Annotated in this window: 18 protein-coding genes; 12 read left to right on the plus strand and 6 right to left on the minus strand. The window is 39.1% G+C overall.

Translation table 11 applies throughout. The annotated features are described in order from the left end of the window. Window positions 1-3: 3 nt before the first annotated feature. From spxB to rpmH, 6 genes are all read right to left on the minus strand, one after another. Window positions 4-1,818 carry a pyruvate oxidase gene (gene spxB / locus BN52_RS03660; protein WP_008472867.1) on the minus strand — a complete coding sequence of 605 codons (1,815 nt, stop codon included), beginning with the start codon at window positions 1,816-1,818 and terminating at the stop codon, window positions 4-6. Between the two features lie 325 nt (window positions 1,819-2,143). Then, window positions 2,144-4,042 (minus strand): tRNA uridine-5-carboxymethylaminomethyl(34) synthesis enzyme MnmG, encoded by a 1,899-nt coding sequence (mnmG, locus tag BN52_RS03665; RefSeq protein WP_198324389.1) that lies wholly within the window; start codon window positions 4,040-4,042, stop codon window positions 2,144-2,146. Window positions 4,043-4,059: 17 nt separating this feature from the next. Further along, on the minus strand, window positions 4,060-5,445 hold the full coding sequence (gene mnmE / locus BN52_RS03670; protein ID WP_008472870.1) for a tRNA uridine-5-carboxymethylaminomethyl(34) synthesis GTPase MnmE: 1,386 nt from the start codon (window positions 5,443-5,445) through the stop codon (window positions 4,060-4,062). 112 nt (window positions 5,446-5,557) lie between these two features. Continuing rightward, window positions 5,558-6,427, minus strand: coding sequence for a membrane protein insertase YidC (locus BN52_RS03675; protein ID WP_094777116.1), 870 nt, complete (start codon window positions 6,425-6,427; stop codon window positions 5,558-5,560). Beyond that, window positions 6,408-6,797: a ribonuclease P protein component gene (rnpA, locus tag BN52_RS03680; protein ID WP_008472872.1), complete on the minus strand. Its 390-nt coding sequence runs from the start codon at window positions 6,795-6,797 to the stop codon at window positions 6,408-6,410. Before rnpA ends, BN52_RS03675 begins: the two co-directional genes overlap by 20 nt. 52 nt (window positions 6,798-6,849) lie before the next feature. Then, window positions 6,850-6,990 carry a 50S ribosomal protein L34 gene (gene rpmH / locus BN52_RS03685; RefSeq protein WP_008472873.1) on the minus strand — a complete coding sequence of 47 codons (141 nt, stop codon included), beginning with the start codon at window positions 6,988-6,990 and terminating at the stop codon, window positions 6,850-6,852. Between the two features lie 470 nt (window positions 6,991-7,460). Between rpmH and dnaA the strand changes: the two genes are divergently transcribed. From dnaA to dnaB, 12 genes are all read left to right on the plus strand, one after another. Continuing rightward, window positions 7,461-8,825 (plus strand): chromosomal replication initiator protein DnaA, encoded by a 1,365-nt coding sequence (dnaA, locus tag BN52_RS03690; protein WP_008472874.1) that lies wholly within the window; start codon window positions 7,461-7,463, stop codon window positions 8,823-8,825. Between the two features lie 161 nt (window positions 8,826-8,986). Continuing rightward, a complete protein-coding gene (dnaN, locus tag BN52_RS03695) occupies window positions 8,987-10,117 on the plus strand; it encodes a DNA polymerase III subunit beta (RefSeq protein ID WP_008472877.1) in 1,131 nt (376 codons plus the stop codon). Between the two features lie 236 nt (window positions 10,118-10,353). After that, window positions 10,354-10,575, plus strand: coding sequence for a S4 domain-containing protein YaaA (gene yaaA / locus BN52_RS03700; protein WP_040473359.1), 222 nt, complete (start codon window positions 10,354-10,356; stop codon window positions 10,573-10,575). Next, window positions 10,575-11,702 carry a DNA replication/repair protein RecF gene (gene recF / locus BN52_RS03705; protein ID WP_008472879.1) on the plus strand — a complete coding sequence of 376 codons (1,128 nt, stop codon included), beginning with the start codon at window positions 10,575-10,577 and terminating at the stop codon, window positions 11,700-11,702. The genes yaaA and recF overlap by 1 nt, the downstream gene beginning before the upstream one ends. Then, a complete protein-coding gene (gene gyrB / locus BN52_RS03710) occupies window positions 11,703-13,667 on the plus strand; it encodes a DNA topoisomerase (ATP-hydrolyzing) subunit B (RefSeq protein ID WP_008472880.1) in 1,965 nt (654 codons plus the stop codon). It begins immediately after the preceding gene. A gap of 12 nt (window positions 13,668-13,679) precedes the next feature. Then, entirely contained in the window at window positions 13,680-16,145 is a 2,466-nt protein-coding gene (gyrA, locus tag BN52_RS03715) for a DNA gyrase subunit A (protein ID WP_040473360.1), read from the plus strand. Between the two features lie 211 nt (window positions 16,146-16,356). Beyond that, entirely contained in the window at window positions 16,357-16,653 is a 297-nt protein-coding gene (gene rpsF / locus BN52_RS03720; protein WP_008472882.1) for a 30S ribosomal protein S6, read from the plus strand. Window positions 16,654-16,691: 38 nt separating this feature from the next. Then, complete coding sequence (gene ssb / locus BN52_RS03725; RefSeq protein ID WP_008472884.1) at window positions 16,692-17,192, plus strand: single-stranded DNA-binding protein; 501 nt, start codon at window positions 16,692-16,694, stop codon at window positions 17,190-17,192. A 30-nt stretch (window positions 17,193-17,222) separates the two neighbouring features. Continuing rightward, window positions 17,223-17,462 (plus strand): 30S ribosomal protein S18, encoded by a 240-nt coding sequence (gene rpsR, locus BN52_RS03730; protein ID WP_008472885.1) that lies wholly within the window; start codon window positions 17,223-17,225, stop codon window positions 17,460-17,462. Between the two features lie 136 nt (window positions 17,463-17,598). Next, complete coding sequence (locus BN52_RS03735) at window positions 17,599-19,620, plus strand: DHH family phosphoesterase (RefSeq protein WP_008472886.1); 2,022 nt, start codon at window positions 17,599-17,601, stop codon at window positions 19,618-19,620. Between the two features lie 12 nt (window positions 19,621-19,632). Beyond that, window positions 19,633-20,088: a 50S ribosomal protein L9 gene (gene rplI, locus BN52_RS03740; RefSeq protein ID WP_008472887.1), complete on the plus strand. Its 456-nt coding sequence runs from the start codon at window positions 19,633-19,635 to the stop codon at window positions 20,086-20,088. 13 nt (window positions 20,089-20,101) lie between these two features. Continuing rightward, window positions 20,102-21,487 carry a replicative DNA helicase gene (gene dnaB, locus BN52_RS03745; protein WP_008472888.1) on the plus strand — a complete coding sequence of 462 codons (1,386 nt, stop codon included), beginning with the start codon at window positions 20,102-20,104 and terminating at the stop codon, window positions 21,485-21,487. The last annotated feature ends 12 nt before the right edge of the window (window positions 21,488-21,499 follow it).

Raw genomic sequence — 21,499 nt, forward strand, 5'->3', positions numbered from 1 at the left:
AAATTAGTGTTCTGAAGCACCTGAAGTTGCTTCTGGTTCTGGATCTGGTTCTGGTTCTTCTTCGTGTTGAGATGCACCTGAAGCAGCATCAGTTTCCACACCATACTTTTCAGCAAAGTAGCTGAATGGCTTCAAGTCTTCAGCATGGTAGAACTTAACGAATTCTGGGTCACCAAGAGTGTTAAGTTCAGTTGAGTAAGCCATGTGCTTAGTGTACTTAACGTCAATAAGCATAGGACCATCCATGTTCTTCCATTCCTTAACAGCAGCTTCAAATTCGTCCTTAGTACGTACAGTTACAGCTGGTACGTTCATACCTTCAGCAACCTTAGCCCAGTCGTTGTCTGGCATGATAACACCTGACAATGGTTGGTTTGATTCATCTCTTTGTTCAGCTTCGATGTAACCAAGAGTTTCGTTAGTAAATACAACGTTCAATACGTGCATGTTGTAACGAGCCATAGTCAACAATTCTTGGTTCATCATTGCGAAACCACCGTCACCAGCTAATTGCCATACTTCACGGTCTGGCATAGCAGTTGCAGCAGCAAGAGCAGCAGGAGCACCGTAACCCATAGTTGCGTGTAAACCTGAAGTGGTCCATCTTTGGTCACCGTGAAGGTCTAACATACGGCAAGTGTCCATGTTTACGTTACCAACATCAAGAGCAAAGATAGCGTCATCTGCAGCGTACTTGTTAATTACGTCAAAGATTGGTTCTTGACGAACACGGCCTTCATCCTTAAGGTGGTCATCCTTGAATGAATCCATCCATGCATCCCAGTTTTCACGGTCTGCAAGAGCTGCCTTGTAAAGTGGTGATTCTTCACGTTCTTCACCAGCATCGATCAATGCACGAAGTGACTTCTTAGCATCAGCAAGCATTGAAACGTCTACTGAGTGACGCTTACCAAACTTAGCTGAGTCAACATCGATTTGGATAACCTTAGCGTTCTTGTTGAACCATAATACTGAGAATGGTGAGTTGTTACCAACCCAAACAACTAAGTCAGCGTGGCTTTGGATTTCGTTAGCTGGCTTAGCACCGATACGTCCAATAGTACCCATGTATGCTGGGAAGGCAGCTTCAACGATACCCATACCAAGGTATGATGAAAGAAGTGGAGTCTTGTACTTGTTTGAGAATTCCTTTAATTCTTCACCAGCACCCTTAGCACCTAAACCGTAGTAAACAACTGGGTTCTTAGCTTCCTTGATCAACTTAGCAGCTTCTTCAACAGAAGTCTTAGTTGGAGCTGGGTAGTTGTCTTCTACCTTAGCTTCGTAGTTTACACGGAAGTTGTCTTCGATTGGTTGCCAACCTAGGTCCTTAGAAATAATAACAACTGCAGGACCCTTTCTTGCGTAAGCTTGACGAATAGCTTCGTCAACAACTACTGGAATAAGTTCAGCAGTCTTAGGTTGACGGCACCATACGCTAGCATTTTGGAACCACTTGTCTTCATCGAAAGCTTGGAAGAAGTCGATGTCTTGACGGCTAGTTGGAACGTTAGCAACGATAGCTACCATAGGGGTCTTGTCGAACTTAGCGTCGTACAAACCGTTGAACAAGTGAGCAGCACCAGGGCCAGCTGAACCGAAGCAGACACCAAGCTTACCAGTAAGCTTGTATTCTGCTGAAGCAGCTAAAGCACCTGCTTCTTCGTGACGAACTTCGATAAACTTCATCTTGTCCTTGAAGTTGTAAATAGCGTTCATACTTGAGTCGAATGAACCGCCAGGAAAACCATAAATGTGGTCGATATGCCAGTCATATAAAACTTTTAACATAGCATCTGAGCCATTAATTTTTGCCATATAAGTGCATCTCCTTAAAAACAATACTTTTCATAGATTATTAAAACATAAACTTTCACATTTGCAAATATTATTTATCGGCGTCAGATTAACATTGTAAACGCTTTTTAAAAGAATGTGATTTCACAAACTTGGAACCATAATCTTATTTTATTCCTTATTGTTAGCGTTTTTAAATGTGAATTACTTACCAAATGATAGCACTTTCTAGTCAATAAACTATCTTTTTAATCAAATTTATAGTATAAAAAACAAAAAATTTTTTTCAAAATATAAAATCCCATCGAATTTTTTTGATTTTTCAATGGGACGAATACATTATCTGTTATTTTTTCGCATAGCGACCATTTTGAATATAAACACTCAAAATCGCCAAATCAGCTGGGTTTACACCCGAAATTCTTTCTGCCTGTGCTAGAGTTTCAGGACGAATCTTTTCAAATTTTTGTCGAGCTTCAGTGGCAAGACCTTCAATTGCGTTGTAATCAATATTAGCTGGGATCTTCTTGGCTTCTTGACGACGCAAACGATCGATTCTAACTTGTTCCTTCTTTATATAACCTTCATACTTGATGTTAATTTCAACTTGTTCCTTAACATAGCGATCACCAGCAATTTTTTCACCAGTTAGGCGTTCAATATCAGCAATCGTAACTCTTGGACGGCGTAAGAAAATATTAGCTTTAAGGCCTGCACTTAGGGCGTCTTCACCTAAAGCCGCTAAATAATTTTGAACGGCTTCAGTTGGATGAATCGTAATTTGAGCCAGTTGATCCTTGGCTTCTTGAATAGCTGCTTTTTTAGCTTCAAAAGCCTCATATCTTTGATCTGAAATCAAACCTAATTCATGACCATAGGAAGTTAGACGCAAGTCAGCATTATCATGACGTAAAATCAATCTATATTCGGCTCTAGAGGTCAATAAACGATATGGCTCATCAGTACCTTTAGTTACCAAATCATCAATTAAAACGCCAATATAAGCCTCATCACGGCCCAAAGTAAAGCTAGGCTTATCTTGTGCACGCAAAGCTGCATTAATTCCTGCGATCAAGCCTTGACCTGCAGCTTCTTCATAGCCTGAAGTACCATTCATTTGGCCAGCAGTAAATAAATTCTTGATGTGCTTAGTTTCCAAAGTATGCTTCAACTGCCATGGATCGATTACATCATATTCAATTGCATAGCCTGGACGCATCATTTCTGCATGTTCCAAACCGGCAACCGTATGAAGCATCTCTAATTGAACTTCTTCAGGCATCGAAGTTGAAAAGTCACCAACATATACTTCCTTAGTCTTCTTGCCTTCTGGTTCAAGGAATAATTGGTGACGATCCTTATCCGCAAAACGTACTACCTTAGTTTCAATTGAAGGACAATATCTTGGTCCTACGCCAACAATGTCACCACTAAACATCGGTGAGCGATCAAGATTGGCATTGATGATCTTATGGGTTTCGTCATTAGTATAAGTCATCCAACACGAAATCTGATTTTTGAGATAGTCTTCATCCCTAGTCTCGTATGAAAAATGCCGTGGAATTTCATCCCCTGGCTCTTCCTCTGTTTTAGAGTAATCAATCGTATTGCCATTTACTCTTGGAGGGGTACCAGTCTTAAACCGGCGTAATTTGAAGCCTAATTTTTCAAGATTCTCAGATAATTTGATTGCTGGTAAAGTGTTGTTAGGACCAGATGAATAGTTCAACTCACCAATGAAAATTCGCCCGCGAGCTGCTGTCCCCGTAGTCAAAACGACAGCTTTAGCATGATACTTAGCACCGGTATTGGTAATCACTCCACGACAAATACCGTCTTCAACTACCAATTCATCAACTACAGCTTGACGCAAAGTTAAGTTAGGCGTATTTTCAATCGTATCCTTCATATGCTCATGGTATTCCCACTTATCGGCTTGCGCCCGCAAAGCTCGAACTGCAGGTCCCTTACCTGTATTAAGCATTCTCATTTGAATGTAAGTGGCATCGATATTTTTACCCATTTCGCCACCTAGAGCATCGATTTCTCTTACTACAGTTCCTTTTGCAGGACCACCAACTGATGGATTACATGGCATAAAGGCCACCATATCCAAGCCAATTGTTAATAACAGCGTTTTTTGACCCATTCGTGCACTTGCAAGCGCTGCTTCACTTCCTGCATGACCCGCACCTACGACAATCACATCATATTCATTTGAATCATATGTCTTCATCAATTTCATCCCTTTAAATATTTTTTCTACTTACCTAAACAGAATTGGCTAAACAAAGCATTAATCAATTCATCAGGCGCACTATCCCCTGTTATCTCGCCTAGAGTTTCCCAAGCACCCGTTAAATCGATTTGAGCAATATCAACTGGAACTTCATCATCAACTGCTTGAATTACGTCTTTTAATTGTTGCTTGGCCTTGTTTAACAAACCAACTTGGCGCTGATTCGTAACCAAGATTTGATCTTGAGAATTCTCAATTCCCGAGAAGAATAATTGCTTGATCAAGTCCTCTAAACTGGACAAATTATCTTCCTTCAAAATCGAAGTAGCAACTACTTCGCTTCCACTAATAGCTTTCATTTCTTCAGGAGTTACTTTTTGGCCTAAATCACTCTTGTTTAGAACAATGATACGTTTTTTATTAGCAGTCAATTCCAATAATGCGCGATCCTCATCGTTTAACTCTTGGCTTGCATCGATTAAAAGCAAAACTAAGTCTGCCTGTTCCAATGCTTTTTGTGAGCGGGCAACGCCAATTTTTTCAACCTTATCATCTGTATCATGGATTCCAGCGGTGTCGATCAATTTCAAAGGCACGCCTCTAACAGAAACATACTCTTCTAAAGTATCACGCGTAGTCCCAGCTACATCAGTAACAATTGCCTTATCGCTTTGAGTCAAATAATTCAATAGGGAAGACTTGCCAACATTTGGTTGTCCCACAATTGCAGTAGCTAAACCATTACGCAAAATTGTACCTTCTTGCGCACTCTGAAGTAATTTATCGATTTTGGCAATAATCGTCTCTGAAGCAGCTCTCATTTGTTTAGCCGTTACTTGATCAGCATCATATTCAGGATAATCAATATTTACCTCAACATTTGCCAAAGTATCTAATAGGTTTTGCCGCAACTCGTTAATTTTACTGTGAAGACCTCCAACTAACTGTCCGACAGCCACTTGACGTGCTTTATCTGTTTTTGCACGGACAATATCCATTACACTTTCAGCCTGCGTCAAATCGATTCGACCGTTAACAAAAGCACGCTTGGTAAATTCGCCTGGATCTGCCATTCTCGCACCATTAGCCAATAGCAGCTGCAAGATGTGGTTGGTTACCACTATACCTCCGTGACAGTTAATCTCGACGATATCTTCGCGGGTAAAAGTCTTAGGTGCGCGTAGAACGGTAACCATTGCTTCATCAATCATCGAGTCATTAGCAGGATCTACAATGTAGCCATAGTGAATGGTATGCGATGGCACCTTCTCCAAATCTTTGCCTTTAAAAACTCGATTGGCAATTTGAACTGCCTCTTCTCCTGACATTCTTACAATCGATATTCCGCCTTCACCAATCGGCGTCGAAATAGCTGCAATTGTATCAAATTCCGTTAAAGTTTGAGCCATGATTTTCTTCACCTTTTTCAATAAAAAAAGTGCAATATACCACCACAAATAAGATTCATGATGGATAAAGCACTTTGACTACTTTATCTAAAAATGATTTTAGATGATTTATTTAATTTTTGCGTCCTAAACGCTTATAAGCTTTCCGCAACTTGCGTTTACGCTCACGTTCAGCCTCAGCCTTAGCTTCTTGTTCCCGACGATATTTAATCGGATTTTGTAAGAAGAAGGTTTGGATGGCTTGGAATAAGTTAGAAATTACCCAGTAGAGTGAAATTGCTGATTGGAAGAATATTGCATATACCCCAACAAGCAAAGACATACTATACATCATTACCTTGGACATTACATTTTGACTAGACTTAGGAATCGACATTTGACTAATGTAAGTTGAAACAAAAGTAAACGCAACTGCTAAGATTGGCATTACGTAATATGGATCAGGCTTTCCTAAATCCATCCATAGGAAATGACCATTTTGCAATTCTGGTGTTCTTCTAATTACATCATACAAAGCATACATTACGGGTAACTGGATCAATAAAGGCAAGCATCCGGCATACGGATTAACCCCTGCTTCTTTATATAACTTATTAGTTTCTTCTTGAAGCAATTGACGTGATTCAGCATCCCTACCTGGATACTTTTTACGTAAAGTATCCATTTCAGGTTGAATCTGTTGCATCTTGGTTGAACTCTTAATTGAAATAGCGTTCAACGGAACCAGAATGATTCTGACCAAAATCGTAAAGACGATAATCGTCCAACCATAATTATTATGAAGCAACCTAGCAAGCCAAAGCAAGAATTCAGAAACATAGTAAAGGATCCAACGATCCCACCAATTACCACTAGTATGAGAAATTGGCGGTGCCGATTGTTGACCGTTAGAAGCACATCCAGTAAGGACTACTGCAAGCACAGCGACTGCTAATACAGCCAATAGGCGCTTGACGTTTCTCTTATTCAGAATGTCTTTCACTCTCTTTTTCCTCAATTTCATCTGGCATTTCTTCAATGACGTGAGCTAAGGACAGAGCGTGCAATAAATTTATGCGTACCTTAGTCATGTCAAATTCTCGAGCATATGGGCGGGTTATTACCAAAAAGTCAATTTGCGGATCAATTCGCTCCTTGATCTCTGTTAGCGTCGCCCTGATGTAACGCTTGAGTCGATTTCGAGCAACAGCTGTATGACCAACTTTTTTCCCTACAGAAATCCCTACTCTAAAATGTTTATTTTCAGGCTTTCCTACCTTATAGATTACAAAAGCTCGATTGGCAAAAGAATCACCAGTTTCAAATACCTGCTGAAAATCCTTTTCGGATTTTACACGATAAGATTTTCTCAAAACGTTTCATTCCACTCTAGTAGACTAAAAAAACCACTGGGATCTCAGTGGTTTAAGCAGATAAGACTTTTCTACCCTTTGCGCGGCGTCTTGCTAAAACCTTGCGGCCATTTGCTGTACTCATACGCTTCATAAAACCATGAACACGTGAACGATGACGCTTCTTTGGTTGGTAAGTTCTCTTAGTTGTCATAAATTTGCACCTCCATTTAATTTTGTGCTGTCTGCACAATTTACTATTTAGAATAGCATGATTACTAGAAAAAACCAAGTAAAAAATCCAAAAAATCTTCTTTTCTTCTTGACTTTTTTGCAAAAATCAAGAAAGTATCTGTGGAAAAATTAGGCACGATTTTTATCCACAGTAAAAAATACACAACTATTCCTTATGATTTATCCACAACTCACACGCTGTTAAAAAGATAATCAACAGCATGTGGATAATCTTTAGATTTTCGCGTTATTTCCTTGATATTATGCTATAATTTATGCACAAGCTGCATGTTTATATCTCTAACTGTGCAAATATTAATATCAGTTATGAGTATTTGATTAAAATAAGAATCCACACCTTGTTAATTGGTGATTACTTTTGTTCACTTGTGGAAAACTTAATGATTAAATGTTACAATTATTCTGCTTTTATGTTTGGAGGAATACAATTTGTTTGATCTTGATAAATTTTGGCAACATTTTAACAATGAAATGCGCGAGCAATTCAATGAAGTTGCCTACAATGCCTGGTTCAAAAACACTAGGCCTTTATCTTTTGATAAAAATTCGCATGAATTGGTTATTGCCGTCCAAAACCCTGTTACCAAAGGATATTGGGAAAAAAATCTAGCTTCTCAACTAATCCAATCAGCATATGGCTACGCAGGAATGGAAATTTTGCCTACTTTTCAAATCGAAGGCGAAGCAGGACCAGAGCGATTTTTTAATTCAACACCGCATCAAGAAGAAAAACCAACTCCTGCACCTAGTCCTCGTGATGAATTTACCAAAGACTTACGTTTAAACGATAAGTACACCTTTGATAATTTCGTTCAAGGTGAGGGCAATAAATTAGCTGCAGGTGCTGCTTTAGCGGTAGCTGATAGTCCAGGTAGTTTTTACAATCCTTTGTTTATTTTTGGTGGTGTTGGTTTAGGTAAAACTCACTTGATGCAGGCAATTGGCCATCAAATGCTGGCTGAACGGCCCCATGCAAAAGTGGTTTATATCCAGAGTGAAACCTTCGTCAATGATTTTATTAACTCAATCAAAAATAAAACCCAGGATCAATTTAGAGAAAAATATCGAACCTGTGATCTATTGTTAGTCGATGATATTCAATTTTTTGCAAAAAAAGAGGGTATCCAAGAAGAATTTTTCCATACCTTTGAAACTCTTTACAATGATCAAAAACAAATCGTCATGACAAGCGATCGGTTGCCAACTGAAATTCCTGATTTATCAGAACGGTTGGTTTCCCGATTCACTTGGGGCTTACAAGTCGAAATCACGCCACCTGATCTTGAAACGAGAATTGCAATTTTGCAAAAGAAGGCTGAAGGAGAAGGTCTTTCAATCGATGACAATACGCTTGACTATATTGCTTCTCAAGTCGACACCAACATTCGAGAACTTGAAGGAGCACTAGTTAAAGTTCAAGCTCACGCCACGATCGAACGTCAAGATATTAATGTTACGTTAGCTCGTGAAGCTCTTGTTGACTTAAAGCTTGTCCAAAAAACGCGGGGGTTACAAATCTCTAAAATACAGGAAGTCGTCGCAAACTATTTCCAGACTTCTACTGCAGAATTAAAAGGAAAAAAGCGAGTTCGCCAAATCGTAGTTCCAAGGCAAATCGCAATGTACTTGGCACGCGAATTAACTGACTCGAGTTTGCCTAAAATCGGACAGGAATTTGGTGGTAAGGATCATACTACTGTAATGCATGCCTGCGATAAGATTCAACAACAGATCAAAACCGACGCAGAAATTAAAACCGCCGTGTTCGATTTAAAACAGATGCTTGATCGCTAGGATGTGGAAAAGGTTGCAAGTTATCCACACTTAATAAACCGCAACTTTTCCGTAAGATTCAGCATTATCCAAGTTTTCAACAGAACTCACAGGTCCTACTACTACTAATTTAAATAACTATATAAATAATAAATAAAGAATACTCATTCAAGGAGAACAACATGCAATTTACAATCAATCGAAATCTGTTTATTGAGAACTTAAACAACGTTATGCGTGCCATTTCATCTCGTGCAGCAATTCCAATTCTTGCGGGTATCAAGATTGACTTGTTTGAAGATGAATTAATCTTAACTGGTAGTGATACAGATATCTCAATTGAAATTAAACTACCAGCAAGTGAAGATCTAACGATAAATTCAACGGGCTCAATTATTTTAACTGCTCGATTCTTTAGTGAAATTATTAAGAAGTTGCCAGGTAAAGATTTTTCTTTTGAAGTAACCACTGGGAATCAAGTTCGCATTAAATCCGAAAATAGTGAATTTACCATCAATGGCTATGATGCAGAAACTTACCCACGTTTACCTGAAATTACAGATGAGTCCGCTTTTTTAATCGGTGGAAAAGTATTACGCGAAATTATTAATGAAACTCAGTTCGCTGTTGCTACTCAAGAAAGTCGTTTAATTTTAAGTGGGGTTCACTTTACTTTTGATCCCGATGCAATTAAAGCTGTGGCAACTGATTCTCACCGTTTAGCAGAACGCAAGATTAACCTTGAAAATGGTCCAAAGGTTACAACGGATTTGATTATTCCTGGTCGTAATTTACAGGAATTGTCTCGTATAATTGGGGAAGCCGATCCAGATGTACAAGTTTGTCCTGGTGAAAATCAAGTACTATTTAAGATTGGTAATATTTCGTTCTATTCAAGACTACTAGAAGGCAATTATCCAGATACAGATCGGTTATTGCCAATTGAAAGTACAACTACAGTAGAATTTGATTTAGCTGAATTATCCAGCGCTTTGGATCGTGCTAGTTTGTTGACTCATGCAGGAAGAAACAATGTGGTTGACTTAGAACTTGATACTGAAAATCAAAAAGTTAAGTTGACTGGTACTTCTGCTGAAATTGGTAATGTTGAAGAAGAAGTTAGCTTTAGAGCCCTTGAAGGAAGCCAATTGAAGATTTCCTTTAATCCGGACTACTTACGCGATGCTTTAAGAGCTTCAGTTACCGACGCAGTAGTAATGAAATTTACTCAACCTTTGCGGCCATTCACAGTGACTCCAAATAAAGCTGATATTCAATTTATTCAATTAATAACACCGGTTAGAACTTTTTAAAGTTTGACTTATTGAAAATAATTTTTGATGTCCTCATACTTGAGGACATTTTTTTATCCATTTTCTGTTAAAAACGTCAGAAATTGCCGTCAGCTATTTTTTGCCTATTTGCCTGTAATTAGTCTAAATTAGAAAAAAACGCTTATATCGGCTAAATTTGGCTTTTTAAGTTTGTTTTTTACCCATTTTACTAATATAATTATATAGGTAAATAAGTTATTGCTATTGCATAGAAGGTGAGTATCATCAAAGAATTCGTAATTAAAGGCGACTATATAACATTGAGTCAGTTCTTAAAGGAAGAGAGCATCATTGCTTCTGGTGGCCAAGCCAAGTGGTATTTGCAAGAACACCCGGTAGTTTTAAATGGTGAAGCTGAAAATCGCCGTGGTAAGAAACTACACGTTGGCGATGAATTGGAAGTTAATGGTGAACATTATCAGTTTCGGAAGGATTAATGTATATTGATCATTTTATTGCCCAGAATTATCGAAACTTAAGTTTGATCGATACTCATTTTGATCCCAATATTAATATTTTTATTGGTAAAAATGCTCAAGGTAAGACCAATCTCTTAGAAGCTGTTTATTTTTTGGCCTTAACTAGATCCCATCGGACGAGCAACGATCGTGAACTGATTGCTTTTGATCAGGACTATACAAATCTAATGGGACAAATTCATAAAGAACAGCGAGAATTGGATCTACGAGTATTGATTACTAAAAAGGGTAAGAAAGTTTGGATCAATCGAGTCGAACAAAGCAAGCTGTCTAGCTATGTTGGTCAATTAAATGCCATTTTGTTTTCGCCTGAAGATCTGGAGTTGATTAAAGGCGCTCCCGGCCTTAGAAGAAAATTTATGGATCAAGAATTTGGTCAAGTAAGTTCTGAATATTTGTATTTTGCTGCTAAATATCGTCAAGTTTTACAGCAAAAAAACAATTATTTAAAGCAGCTTATGAAAGGACAAGCCAAAGACCAGCTATTCTTAGATGTTTTATCTGATCAATTGGCAGGAATTGCTGCGGAGGTAATTTCTCGGCGCTATCGCTTTCTTGGATATCTTAGTAAGAGTGCGACCGAAGCATATCATAATATTAGTTTGGCAAGCGAAGAGTTAACTTTGGAATATGTGTCTTCAGTTAGCGAGATCACTGCCACTGATAGTACAGAACAAATCTATCAAAAGTTGTTGACAGCTTTTCAGAAGAATCGTGCAGTTGAATTGAAACGAGGTACAACCTTAGTTGGGCCGCATCGAGATGACTTGGAATTTAGACTCAATGACCAAGATGCACATTTGTATGCTTCACAGGGGCAACAACGGACGATCGCTTTGAGCTTGAAATTAGCAGAAATTCAACTAGTCCATCAGATAACAGGGGAATATCCCTTGCTGCTACTTGATGATGTGATGAGTGAATTAGATCACGGTCGCCAAAGTGCGCTTTTAAGCTATATCCATGGCAAGACGCAAACTTTTATTACCACGACCGATTTGGAAGGTATTTCCTGGGAAATAATTAAGCAACCAAAAATATATCAGATTAAATCTGGAAAAATTAGTTTGGAAAAGGAGAATTAAATGGCTGAAAATCGTGAAAAACTGCTTGAAGATGCTAAAAAATATGAGCAGGAAGCAGATAAATATAATGCCAGTCAAATTCAAGTTTTGGGAGGACTTGAAGCAGTTAGAAAAAGACCAGGGATGTACATTGGTTCTACTAGCTCACAAGGACTGCACCACTTGGTTTGGGAAATCATCGACAATAGTATTGATGAACGATTGGCTGGTTTTGCTACGAAGATTGAAATTACCGTTAATGAAGATGGTAGTGTAACCGTTCAAGATGATGGTCGTGGGATTCCGATAGATATTCAAAAGAAAACTGGCCGTCCTGCTTTGGAGACTGTGTTTACTGTGCTTCACGCCGGTGGTAAATTTGGCGGTGGCGGATACAAGGTTTCCGGTGGTTTGCACGGAGTAGGTGCTTCTGTTGTTAATGCCTTATCAACTCATCTTAATGTCACAGTTATGAGAGATGGTAAAAAATATGCAATTTCCTTTGACCATGGTCGGGTAAAAGATGAAATGCATCAAGTAGGAACTACTGATCCAACAGAACACGGTACGATTGTCCGTTTTTATCCTGATCCAGATATTTTTACTGAAACCATCGTTTTTGATGATAAGGTGTTAAAGAATCGAATTAGAGAATTAGCTTTCTTGAATAAAGGCTTGAAGTTAACCTTTACTGACAAGCGTAAAGATACCGCTGAAACAGATGTTTACCATTTCGAAGGTGGTATTAAGGAATATGTTGCCTTCTTAAATAAGAGCGAAAAGGTGCTCTTTGATGATCCGATTTATGTTGAAGGCGATTATGATGGTATTAATGTGGAAGTCGCTTTGCAATATACCGAAGGCTACAAGACGACCTTAATGACTTTTGCCAACAACATTCATACTTATGAAGGTGGGATGCATGAGTCAGGATTTAAGAGTGCATTGACTCGTGTAGTAAATGATTATGCTCATAAGGCAAAAATCTTAAAAGACAAAGATGATAATTTGTTGGGTGAAGATATTCGTGAAGGAATGACAGCGGTTGTTTCTGTTAAGCACCCAAACCCACAATTTGAGGGACAGACTAAGACTAAGCTGGGTAATTCTAATGCTAGAACCGCTGTTGATCGTGCCTTTTCAGAAGCTTTTAACCGGTTCTTGTTAGAAAATCCAGCAACTGGTAGAAAGATTGTCGAAAAAGCCCAATTGGCTGAACGTGCTAGAACTGCAGCTAAAAGAGCGCGTGAGGTTACTCGTAAGAAGTCTGGACTTGAAATTGCTAACTTGCCAGGTAAGTTGGCCGATAATACTAGCAACGATCCTTCGATTTCTGAATTATTTATCGTCGAAGGTAATTCTGCCGGTGGTTCAGCTAAGCAAGGTCGTTCACGTTTGACGCAAGCAATCTTGCCAATTAGAGGTAAGATCTTGAACGTTGAAAAAGCTTCAATGGATCGAATTTTAGCCAATCAAGAAATTAGATCATTGTTTACTGCTTTAGGTACCGGTTTTGGTGCTGATTTTGATGTTTCGAAGGCACGCTACCACAAATTAATCATTATGACGGATGCCGATGTCGATGGTGCCCATATTAGAACTTTATTGCTTACGCTTTTCTACAATTACATGCGTCCGATGATCGAAAAAGGCTACGTTTATATCGCTCGTCCACCTCTTTATCAAGTACGTCAGGGTAAAGTAGTGAAGTATTTGGATACTGATGAAGAATTGCACGATTATCTCGGCAGTTTACAACCAAGTCCAAAGCCAGTTGTTCAACGTTACAAAGGTTTGGGAGAAATGGATCCGGAACAGCTTTGGGAAACGACTATGAATCCTGAAAATCGCCGTTTGGATCGTGTAAGTCCAGAATACGCTAAAGATGCTGATGAAGTCTTTGAATTGTTGATGGGTAATGAAGTTGGCCCACGTAGAGACTTTATTCAAAATAACGCCAAATACGTTGAAAACTTAGACGCATAGGAGAAAATGCTGATGGATAATGATAATCAAACTCAAGACCGTCGAATTCGCAACGTCGATTTAACAGAAACGATGCGTAGTTCATTTTTAGACTATGCGATGTCTGTTATCGTTGCCAGAGCTTTACCTGATGTGCGCGATGGTTTAAAGCCGGTTCAACGGAGAATTTTATATGGAATGGGCGAATTAGGCTTATCACCAGATAAGCCGTTTAAGAAGTCTGCCAGAATAGTTGGGGAAGTTATGGGTAAGTTCCACCCACACGGTGACTCTTCAATTTATTTGGCTATGGCTCACATGGCTCAAGACTTTTCATATCGTTATATGCTAGTTGATGGTCACGGAAACTTTGGTTCTGTCGATGGCGATGAGCCAGCCGCAATGCGTTATACTGAAGCAAGAATGAGTAAAATTGCGGTTGAAATGTTGCGCGATATCAACAAAAACACCGTTGATTGGCAAAGAAACTATGATGATACTGAAAATGAACCAGTAGTATTGCCAGCACGAATTCCTAATTTATTGGTCAATGGTGCTAACGGAATTGCAGTTGGAATGACCACCAATATCCCGCCACATAACTTGAACGAGGTTATAAGTGGGTTGCACATGCTAATGAAAGATCCAGATGTTACTACCAGGGACCTCATGAAAGCTATCCCTGGACCAGATTTTCCAACTGGTGGAATTGTTATGGGCCGTGGAGGCATCTACCGTGCTTATGAAACAGGTAAAGGCAACATCGTGGTTCGTGCCAAGACCAGTATCGAGACTGAAAAATCAGGTCGTGAACGAATTATCGTTAGTGAGTTGCCATACATGGTCAACAAGGCTGAATTAGTCAAGAAGATTGCAGATTTAGCTAGAAGCAAGACAATTGATGGCATTACTGGCATCAGAGATGAAACCGACCAGACGGGGATGCGGATAACGATTGATGTTCGTAGAGATGCAAGTGCTAGCGTAGTTTTGAATAACTTATTCAAAGAAACCCAGATGCAAACCAACTTTGGGATGAACATGGTTGCCATCGTTGATGGTGCGCCACACTTCTTGACTTTGAAGGAAATGTTAGTACATTACTTGAATCACCAAGAAGATGTAGTTACTCGTAGAACTAAATTTGAATTGGCTAAAGCTGAAGCAAGAGCTCATATTTTAGCTGGTTTAAGAATTGCGCTTGATCATATCGATGAAATCGTAAAAATTATTCGTTCTAGTGAATCCAGTGATATTGCTAAGGCAGCTTTAATTAGTCGTTTTGGTTTGGACGATAAACAATCACAAGCAATTTTGGATATGCGATTAGTTCGCTTGACTGGATTGGAACGCGATAAGGTTGAAGCTGAATATCAAGAATTGCAAGTTCGCATCGCTGATTACAAGGATATTCTTGCTAAGCCTAAGAGAATTGACCAAATCATTTACGATGAATTATTGGAAATTCAAAAGCGTTATGGCGATACTCGCCGGACTGAAATTGGAGCAAGCGAAGTCATTTCAATTGAAGATGAAGATTTAATTGAAAAACAAGATATTCTTTTGACTTTGACTCATAATGGCTATATCAAACGGATGCCAATTACTGAATTCAAGACCCAAAATCGTGGTGGTAAAGGCGTTAAGGGAATGGGTGTTCAAGATGGTGACTTTACCGAACACTTAATTTACTCAAGCACTCACGATATGTTATTGCTGTTTACTAACAAGGGTAAAGTTTACTCTAAGAAAGCCTATGAAGTACCTGAATATGGTAGAGCTGCTAAGGGATTGCCAATCGTTAACTTGCTTCAACTTGATAAGGGCGAGAAGATCCAAACAGTAATCAATGTTCCAGAAGGAGCTGACGATAATTACCTCTTCTTCATTACCAAGATGGGGGTAGTAAAACGTACCCATGTCAGTGAATTTGAGAATATTAGAAATAGTGGTCTGATTGCTTTGTCATTACGAGACAACGATGAATTGAGCAATGTATTAACGACTGATGGTAAGCAAAATATCTTAATTGGAACGCACCTTGGTTATGCTACGACTTTCAGTGAAGCCGATGTTCGCTCAATGGGTAGAACTGCTACAGGTGTAAGGGGTATTAACTTACGACCAGATGATTACGTAATTGGTTCTGATGTGATTAAGGCTGATGATGAAGTCTTGGTAATTTCTGAAAAGGGTTATGGTAAACGTACTCCTGCATCAGAATATCCAATTAAAGGCCGTGGTGGTAAAGGTATTAAAACAGCCAACATTACCAGTAAGAACGGCCCATTAGCCGGAATTACGATTGTTGATGGCACTCAAGATTTGATGTTGATCACAACCGATGGGATTATGATTCGTTTTAAGACTGAGGATGTTTCTCAAACTGGTAGAAATACCTTAGGAGTTCGCCTGATTAAAGTTTCTGGCGACAGTATTGTTTCAAGTCTGGCAACAGTACCAACAGAAGCTGAAGAAGATGCTAAAAACGAAGAATAGCTTTTTGTAATCAAAATGAAAAATAATTACCAGCAATTTTTGCGTATCTAATATTATAGGGGGATAAATTTCTCTCGGATCACGTGTATTTTTGTTGGTAATTTTTTATTTATATGCTAGAATTAAAACTTGTGAGTAATGAATTTTAAATTACTCCTTGTTCTTGATTTTTAGCAAGAACCATTTAGTCCATAGGGAGGTGCAATAGTTTATGGCAATTACTAAGTACGAAGTAACTTACATTATTAAGCCTGATCTTGATGAAGAATCAAAGAAGGCTCTCGTTGACAGCTACGACAAGCTTATCGCTGACAACGGTGGTACTATGGTTGAATCCAAAGACTGGGGCAAGCGTCGTTTCGCATACGAAATCGAAAAGTATCGTGAAGGTGTTTACCACATCATGACTTTCACTGCTGAAGATGCTGAAGCAGTTAACGAATTCGCTCGTTTGTCAAGAATCGATTCAGCTGTTTTACGTTCAATGACTGTTAAGTTGGACAAATAATTTATCGTATCGTGATTTAGGAAAAGGAGGACCTGGGTATGATCAATAGAGTTGTACTTGTTGGCCGATTAACACGTGATCCTGAATTGCGTACTACTGGGAGTGGAATCTCGGTTGCTACGTTTACTCTTGCTGTTGACCGTCAATTTGCGAATGCTCAAGGTGAGAGAGGCGCAGATTTTATTAGTTGTGTGATTTGGAGAAAGGCAGCAGAGAATTTTGCTAACTTTACTTCTAAGGGCTCACTAGTAGGAATTGATGGCCGAATTCAAACCAGAAGCTACGATAATAAAGATGGGCAAAGAGTATATGTAACTGAAGTTGTCGTAGATAATTTCGCATTGCTCGAATCACGTCGTGATCGTGAAGCCCGTTCACAAAATGGTGGCTTTACACCAAATGTTGGAAACGCTGGTTTCCAAGGAAATAATGGACCAAGTCAACCAATTAACAATAACAATGCAACTCCTCAACCACAAGATCCATTTGCTGGTTCTGGGGATGCAATTGATATTTCTGATGATGACTTGCCATTCTAATATAGATTATAAAAGAAAGGACCTAGGGATATGGCTCAACAAAGAAGAGGCGGAGTTCGTCGCCGTCGTAAGGTTGACTACATTGCAGCTAACCACATCGAATACGTTGACTACAAGGATGTTGATCTGTTGAAACGTTTTATCTCAGAAAGAGGTAAGATTTTACCACGTCGTGTCACTGGCACTAGCGCTAAGAATCAACGTAAAGTTGCAAATGCTATTAAGAGAGCTCGTATTATGGGCTTGTTACCATTTGTTGCTGAAGACTAATTGTAGTCTTGAAAAAGAACCTGATTTCAGGTTCTTTTTTTGTTCTCTGAAATAATAAAACTAATTTTTTGCTATTTTTGGTCATAGGGTATAATAGTAGATAATGTATTATTAGCTATTTTAGGAAGGACCTTTCATGCAAAAATTTTTACGTAAGCTTGAATTGCCCGCTTTTATCAAAGACTCACGTTTAACAGCTTCCTTAATAGCGGTTTTGATCCTATCATTTCTAGGGAGTATCATTGGGATCTTAATGTCACCGTTATTTGGTTTAGCCCTGTTTTTGATATTTGTTCTCACAGTGGCATTTGCAGTTTATGGGATCTATATCTTGGCAGGCAATGCTAATAATTTTGCAGTGAGTTTGTCCTATCGGATTAAACGTAGCGAACAAGAAGCTATGATTAAAATGCCGTTGGGAATTTTACTTTATGATGAAGATTTTCAAATTCAATGGGTAAATCCTTACCTGCAACTGTACTTGAAAGACAATGACTTGATTGGTCATACAATCGAGTCGGTCGATCCAGATTTAAGTCGGTTGTTGAACGAAGCAATTGAAGCTAAGACCGCTGAAAATCATATGGTAAATTGGGATGACCATCAATTTGAAATGGTTGTTCAGAATGATCTGGGAGTTATCTATCTGCTAGATATTACGCGTTATGCTAAGATCGAGGCTAAATATCAAGCTGAACGCCTTGCTATTGGGCAAATATTTATTGATAACTATGATGAGTTGAGCGAAACCATGCATGACCAAGAATTAACCAGTATGAGCATGTATGTGCAGAATACGCTCAGCAAGTACGCTGAAAAATTTAATGCTTATCTTAAACGAATTGATGAAGATCACTTTTTGCTTTTGGCTCATATGCAAGACTTGGTTCAAATGGAAAAAGACAAGTTCTCAGTTCTTGATAAGATTAGGCAAGAAACTAACCGTAACAATACGCCGTTGACATTGTCAGTTGGAATTGCTTATGGAACTAGTTCGTTAACAGAGGTTGCAGATTTAGCGCAATCTAATCTTGATTTAGCCCTTGGACGTGGTGGAGATCAGGTAGTATTGCGAGAATTAGGCAAGGATGCTAAGTTCTATGGCGGTAAATCCAATCCGATGGAACGTCGTACGCGAGTAAGAGCACGAATGGTATCGCAGGCTTTGAGCGAATTGTTTAAAGATGCTGACCGCGTAATGGTAGTAGGACATAAGCGACCTGACATGGATTCTGTTGGTAGTGGAATTGGAGTTGTCAAAATTGCTCGGCTACATGGGGTTAAGGCTAACTTTGTCCTTGATACCAATAAAACTAACTATGACGTTGGTCGATTAGTTGCAAGAATGCAAAAAGACAAAGTAGACACGGATATTTTTATTGATCCAGAAAGAGCCCTTGAGCAAGTAACAGATCGTTCACTCTTAGTAATGGTTGATCACTCAAAATATTCAATTACTTATTCGCAAAAACTATATGATCGGTTGAAAAATCGGATTATCGTCATCGATCACCACCGTCGTGGAGAAGAATTCCCGGAAAATCCAATGCTAACGTATGTTGAACCATATGCTTCGTCAGCTTGTGAGCTAGTTACAGAAATGATTGAGTATCAGCAGCCGGCTGGCGATAAGCGGGTTTTGACGGATCTGGAAGCTACAGGGATGCTAGCCGGAATTGTGGTAGATTCAAAAGAATTCTCATTGCGTACGGGTACAAGGACGTTTGATGCTGCCAGTTATTTACGCTCAATTGGAGCTGAATCAACGGTCGTTAGTGCCTTGTTAAAAGAAGATAAAGAAAGCTTCTTGGAACGAACCCATCTTGTTGCTACGCTTGAAATGGTTAAACCACAGATGGCGGTAATGTGTGGGGATGATAATAAGATTGTTGATCCAATTATTACTGCCCAAGCAGCAGATACGGCATTGGATCTTGAAAATATCGGTGCTAGTTTTGCAATAACTCGTCGCAGTCAAGACACGGTTGGAATTTCCGCACGTTCAATGGGTAAAATCAACGTGCAATTGATTATGGAAAAGTTGGGTGGCGGTGGTCACTTATCCAATGCTGCTACGCAGCTAAAAGATGTGACTGTTGCTCAAGCAAAAGTAAAATTATTAGCCGCTATCGATGAATATGAAGAAGAAAATAGATAAAGGAGAAAAAAGATGAAGGTTATTTTTACAGCAGACGTTAGAGGTCGTGGTAAGCGTGGAGATGTTAAGGAAGTTCCAGATGGCTACGCTCAAAATTACCTTTTCAAGCGCAATCTAGCAAAGCCAGCTAACAAAGCTAACATGCACACTTTGGAAAGAGTAGCTGCTAATGAAAAGGCTGCTTACGAAGCTGAAAAAGCAGAAGCAGAAAAGATCAAAGCTATTCTTGACAAGGATGAAACAGTAGTTAACTTCAAGTCTAAGGCTGGTACAGATGCTCGCTTATTTGGCTCAATTTCAAGCAAGCGCATTGTTGAAGGCTTAGAAGAACAATATGGTCTTAAGATTGATAAGCGCAAGCTATCTTTACCTGAACCAATTAAATCTCTTGGTTACACTAATGTACCAGTTAAGTTGTTCAAGGGCGTAGAAGGTACGATTCGCGTTCATATTACCGAGCAAAATTAATAAGGCGTGATTGATGGATAATCTGGTATCTCAACAAATTCCGCGTGATGCTGAAGCTGAAAAGGCGGTTTTAGGGGCAATTTTTATTGATCCTGAAGCAATTGCGGATGCTAGTGCCGTATTACAGGCGGCTGACTTTTATGAGCGGGCTAATCAAATCGTTTTTCAAGCAATGCTCGATCTATCGGATCGACAAGATGCGATTGATCCGTTGACTCTGCAAGATGAATTGACCAAGCGCAACCAATTGGATGATATTGGTGGTATTGCTTATATCTCACAATTGGCTTTAGCAACGCCAACAGCAGAGCACGTTACTTATTATGCTAAAATCGTTCATCGCAAGGCGATCTTGCGTAACTTAATCGCAGCCAGTCAAAAAATCATCGCCAATGCTATGGAAGATGCTAGCGATGTAACTGATATTCTTGATGATGCCGAAAGCGAGATTATGAATGTCTCATCCGAAAACAATACCGGTGGTTTTCGGCAGATTAAACAGGTTATTAGTTCTACACTAGAAGAAATCAATAATATTCCTGAAGACGGCAATATGGTTACTGGATTGCCAACGGGCTTTTCAGAGCTAGATAAAATGACGACTGGTTTTCATGACGATGAATTAATTATTATTGCGGCTCGTCCTGGTGTTGGTAAAACTTCATTTGCAATGAATGTGGCTCAATTTGTGGGGTTGCATACGCCTAAAACCGTTGCTGTGTTTTCACTAGAAATGAGTGGCGAGCAGCTAGTTCAAAGAATGATTGCTTCAGAAGGATTAATCAATTCACAGCACCTTAGGACTGGGCAACTCGATAAAGAAGAGTGGAGTAAGTTGATTATGGCTTCTGGCTCATTAGCAAATACGAGTATTTTCATTGATGATACTCCAGGAATCAAAATGAGCGAAATACGAGCTAAATCAAGAAGATTAGCTAAAGAACAAGGTAATCTTGGGTTAATAGTAATTGATTATCTTCAGTTGATTGAAGGTCCACGAAGCGAATCGCGTCAACAGGAAGTTTCCGCAATTTCACGACAATTGAAGAAATTGGCCAAAGAGTTGCATGTGCCGGTAATTGCTTTGTCGCAGTTATCACGGTCAGTGGAGCAGCGTCAAGACAAGCGACCGGTGCTGTCAGATATTCGTGAATCTGGATCAATTGAACAGGATGCGGATATCGTTTCTTTCTTGTATCGGGATGATTATTATCGTGATGAACAAGATGATGATGAAGAACAAGCAAGTAAGAATAATGATAATTCAGAAGATGATAGTGGCGAAGTTGAAGTCATTATTGAGAAAAACCGTTCCGGTAGTCGTGGCACAGTAAAATTGATGTTTACAAAGCCGTATAACCGTTTTTCAAATTTGGACTATACTCATACGGAATCATAAAAATAACCGCTA

The organism is Lactobacillus gigeriorum DSM 23908 = CRBIP 24.85, from assembly GCF_000296855.1.
In the GTDB taxonomy this organism is placed as follows: domain Bacteria; phylum Bacillota; class Bacilli; order Lactobacillales; family Lactobacillaceae; genus Lactobacillus; species Lactobacillus gigeriorum.

Bases quoted from the DNA above. Each gene is read 5' to 3' on its own strand.
- dnaN (WP_008472877.1), top strand. From the start codon at position 8,987: ATGCAATTTACAATCAATCGAAATCTGTTTATTGAGAACTTAAACAAC.
- spxB (WP_008472867.1), bottom strand. From the start codon at position 1,818: ATGGCAAAAATTAATGGCTCAGATGCTATGTTAAAAGTTTTATATGAC.
- gyrA (WP_040473360.1), top strand. From the start codon at position 13,680: ATGGATAATGATAATCAAACTCAAGACCGTCGAATTCGCAACGTCGAT.
- mnmG (WP_198324389.1), bottom strand. From the start codon at position 4,042: ATGAAATTGATGAAGACATATGATTCAAATGAATATGATGTGATTGTC.
- dnaB (WP_008472888.1), top strand. From the start codon at position 20,102: ATGGATAATCTGGTATCTCAACAAATTCCGCGTGATGCTGAAGCTGAA.
- recF (WP_008472879.1), top strand. From the start codon at position 10,575: ATGTATATTGATCATTTTATTGCCCAGAATTATCGAAACTTAAGTTTG.
- rpmH (WP_008472873.1), bottom strand. From the start codon at position 6,990: ATGACAACTAAGAGAACTTACCAACCAAAGAAGCGTCATCGTTCACGT.
- rpsF (WP_008472882.1), top strand. From the start codon at position 16,357: ATGGCAATTACTAAGTACGAAGTAACTTACATTATTAAGCCTGATCTT.
- BN52_RS03735 (WP_008472886.1), top strand. From the start codon at position 17,599: ATGCAAAAATTTTTACGTAAGCTTGAATTGCCCGCTTTTATCAAAGAC.
- rplI (WP_008472887.1), top strand. From the start codon at position 19,633: ATGAAGGTTATTTTTACAGCAGACGTTAGAGGTCGTGGTAAGCGTGGA.
- rpsR (WP_008472885.1), top strand. From the start codon at position 17,223: ATGGCTCAACAAAGAAGAGGCGGAGTTCGTCGCCGTCGTAAGGTTGAC.
- ssb (WP_008472884.1), top strand. From the start codon at position 16,692: ATGATCAATAGAGTTGTACTTGTTGGCCGATTAACACGTGATCCTGAA.
- gyrB (WP_008472880.1), top strand. From the start codon at position 11,703: ATGGCTGAAAATCGTGAAAAACTGCTTGAAGATGCTAAAAAATATGAG.
- mnmE (WP_008472870.1), bottom strand. From the start codon at position 5,445: ATGGCTCAAACTTTAACGGAATTTGATACAATTGCAGCTATTTCGACG.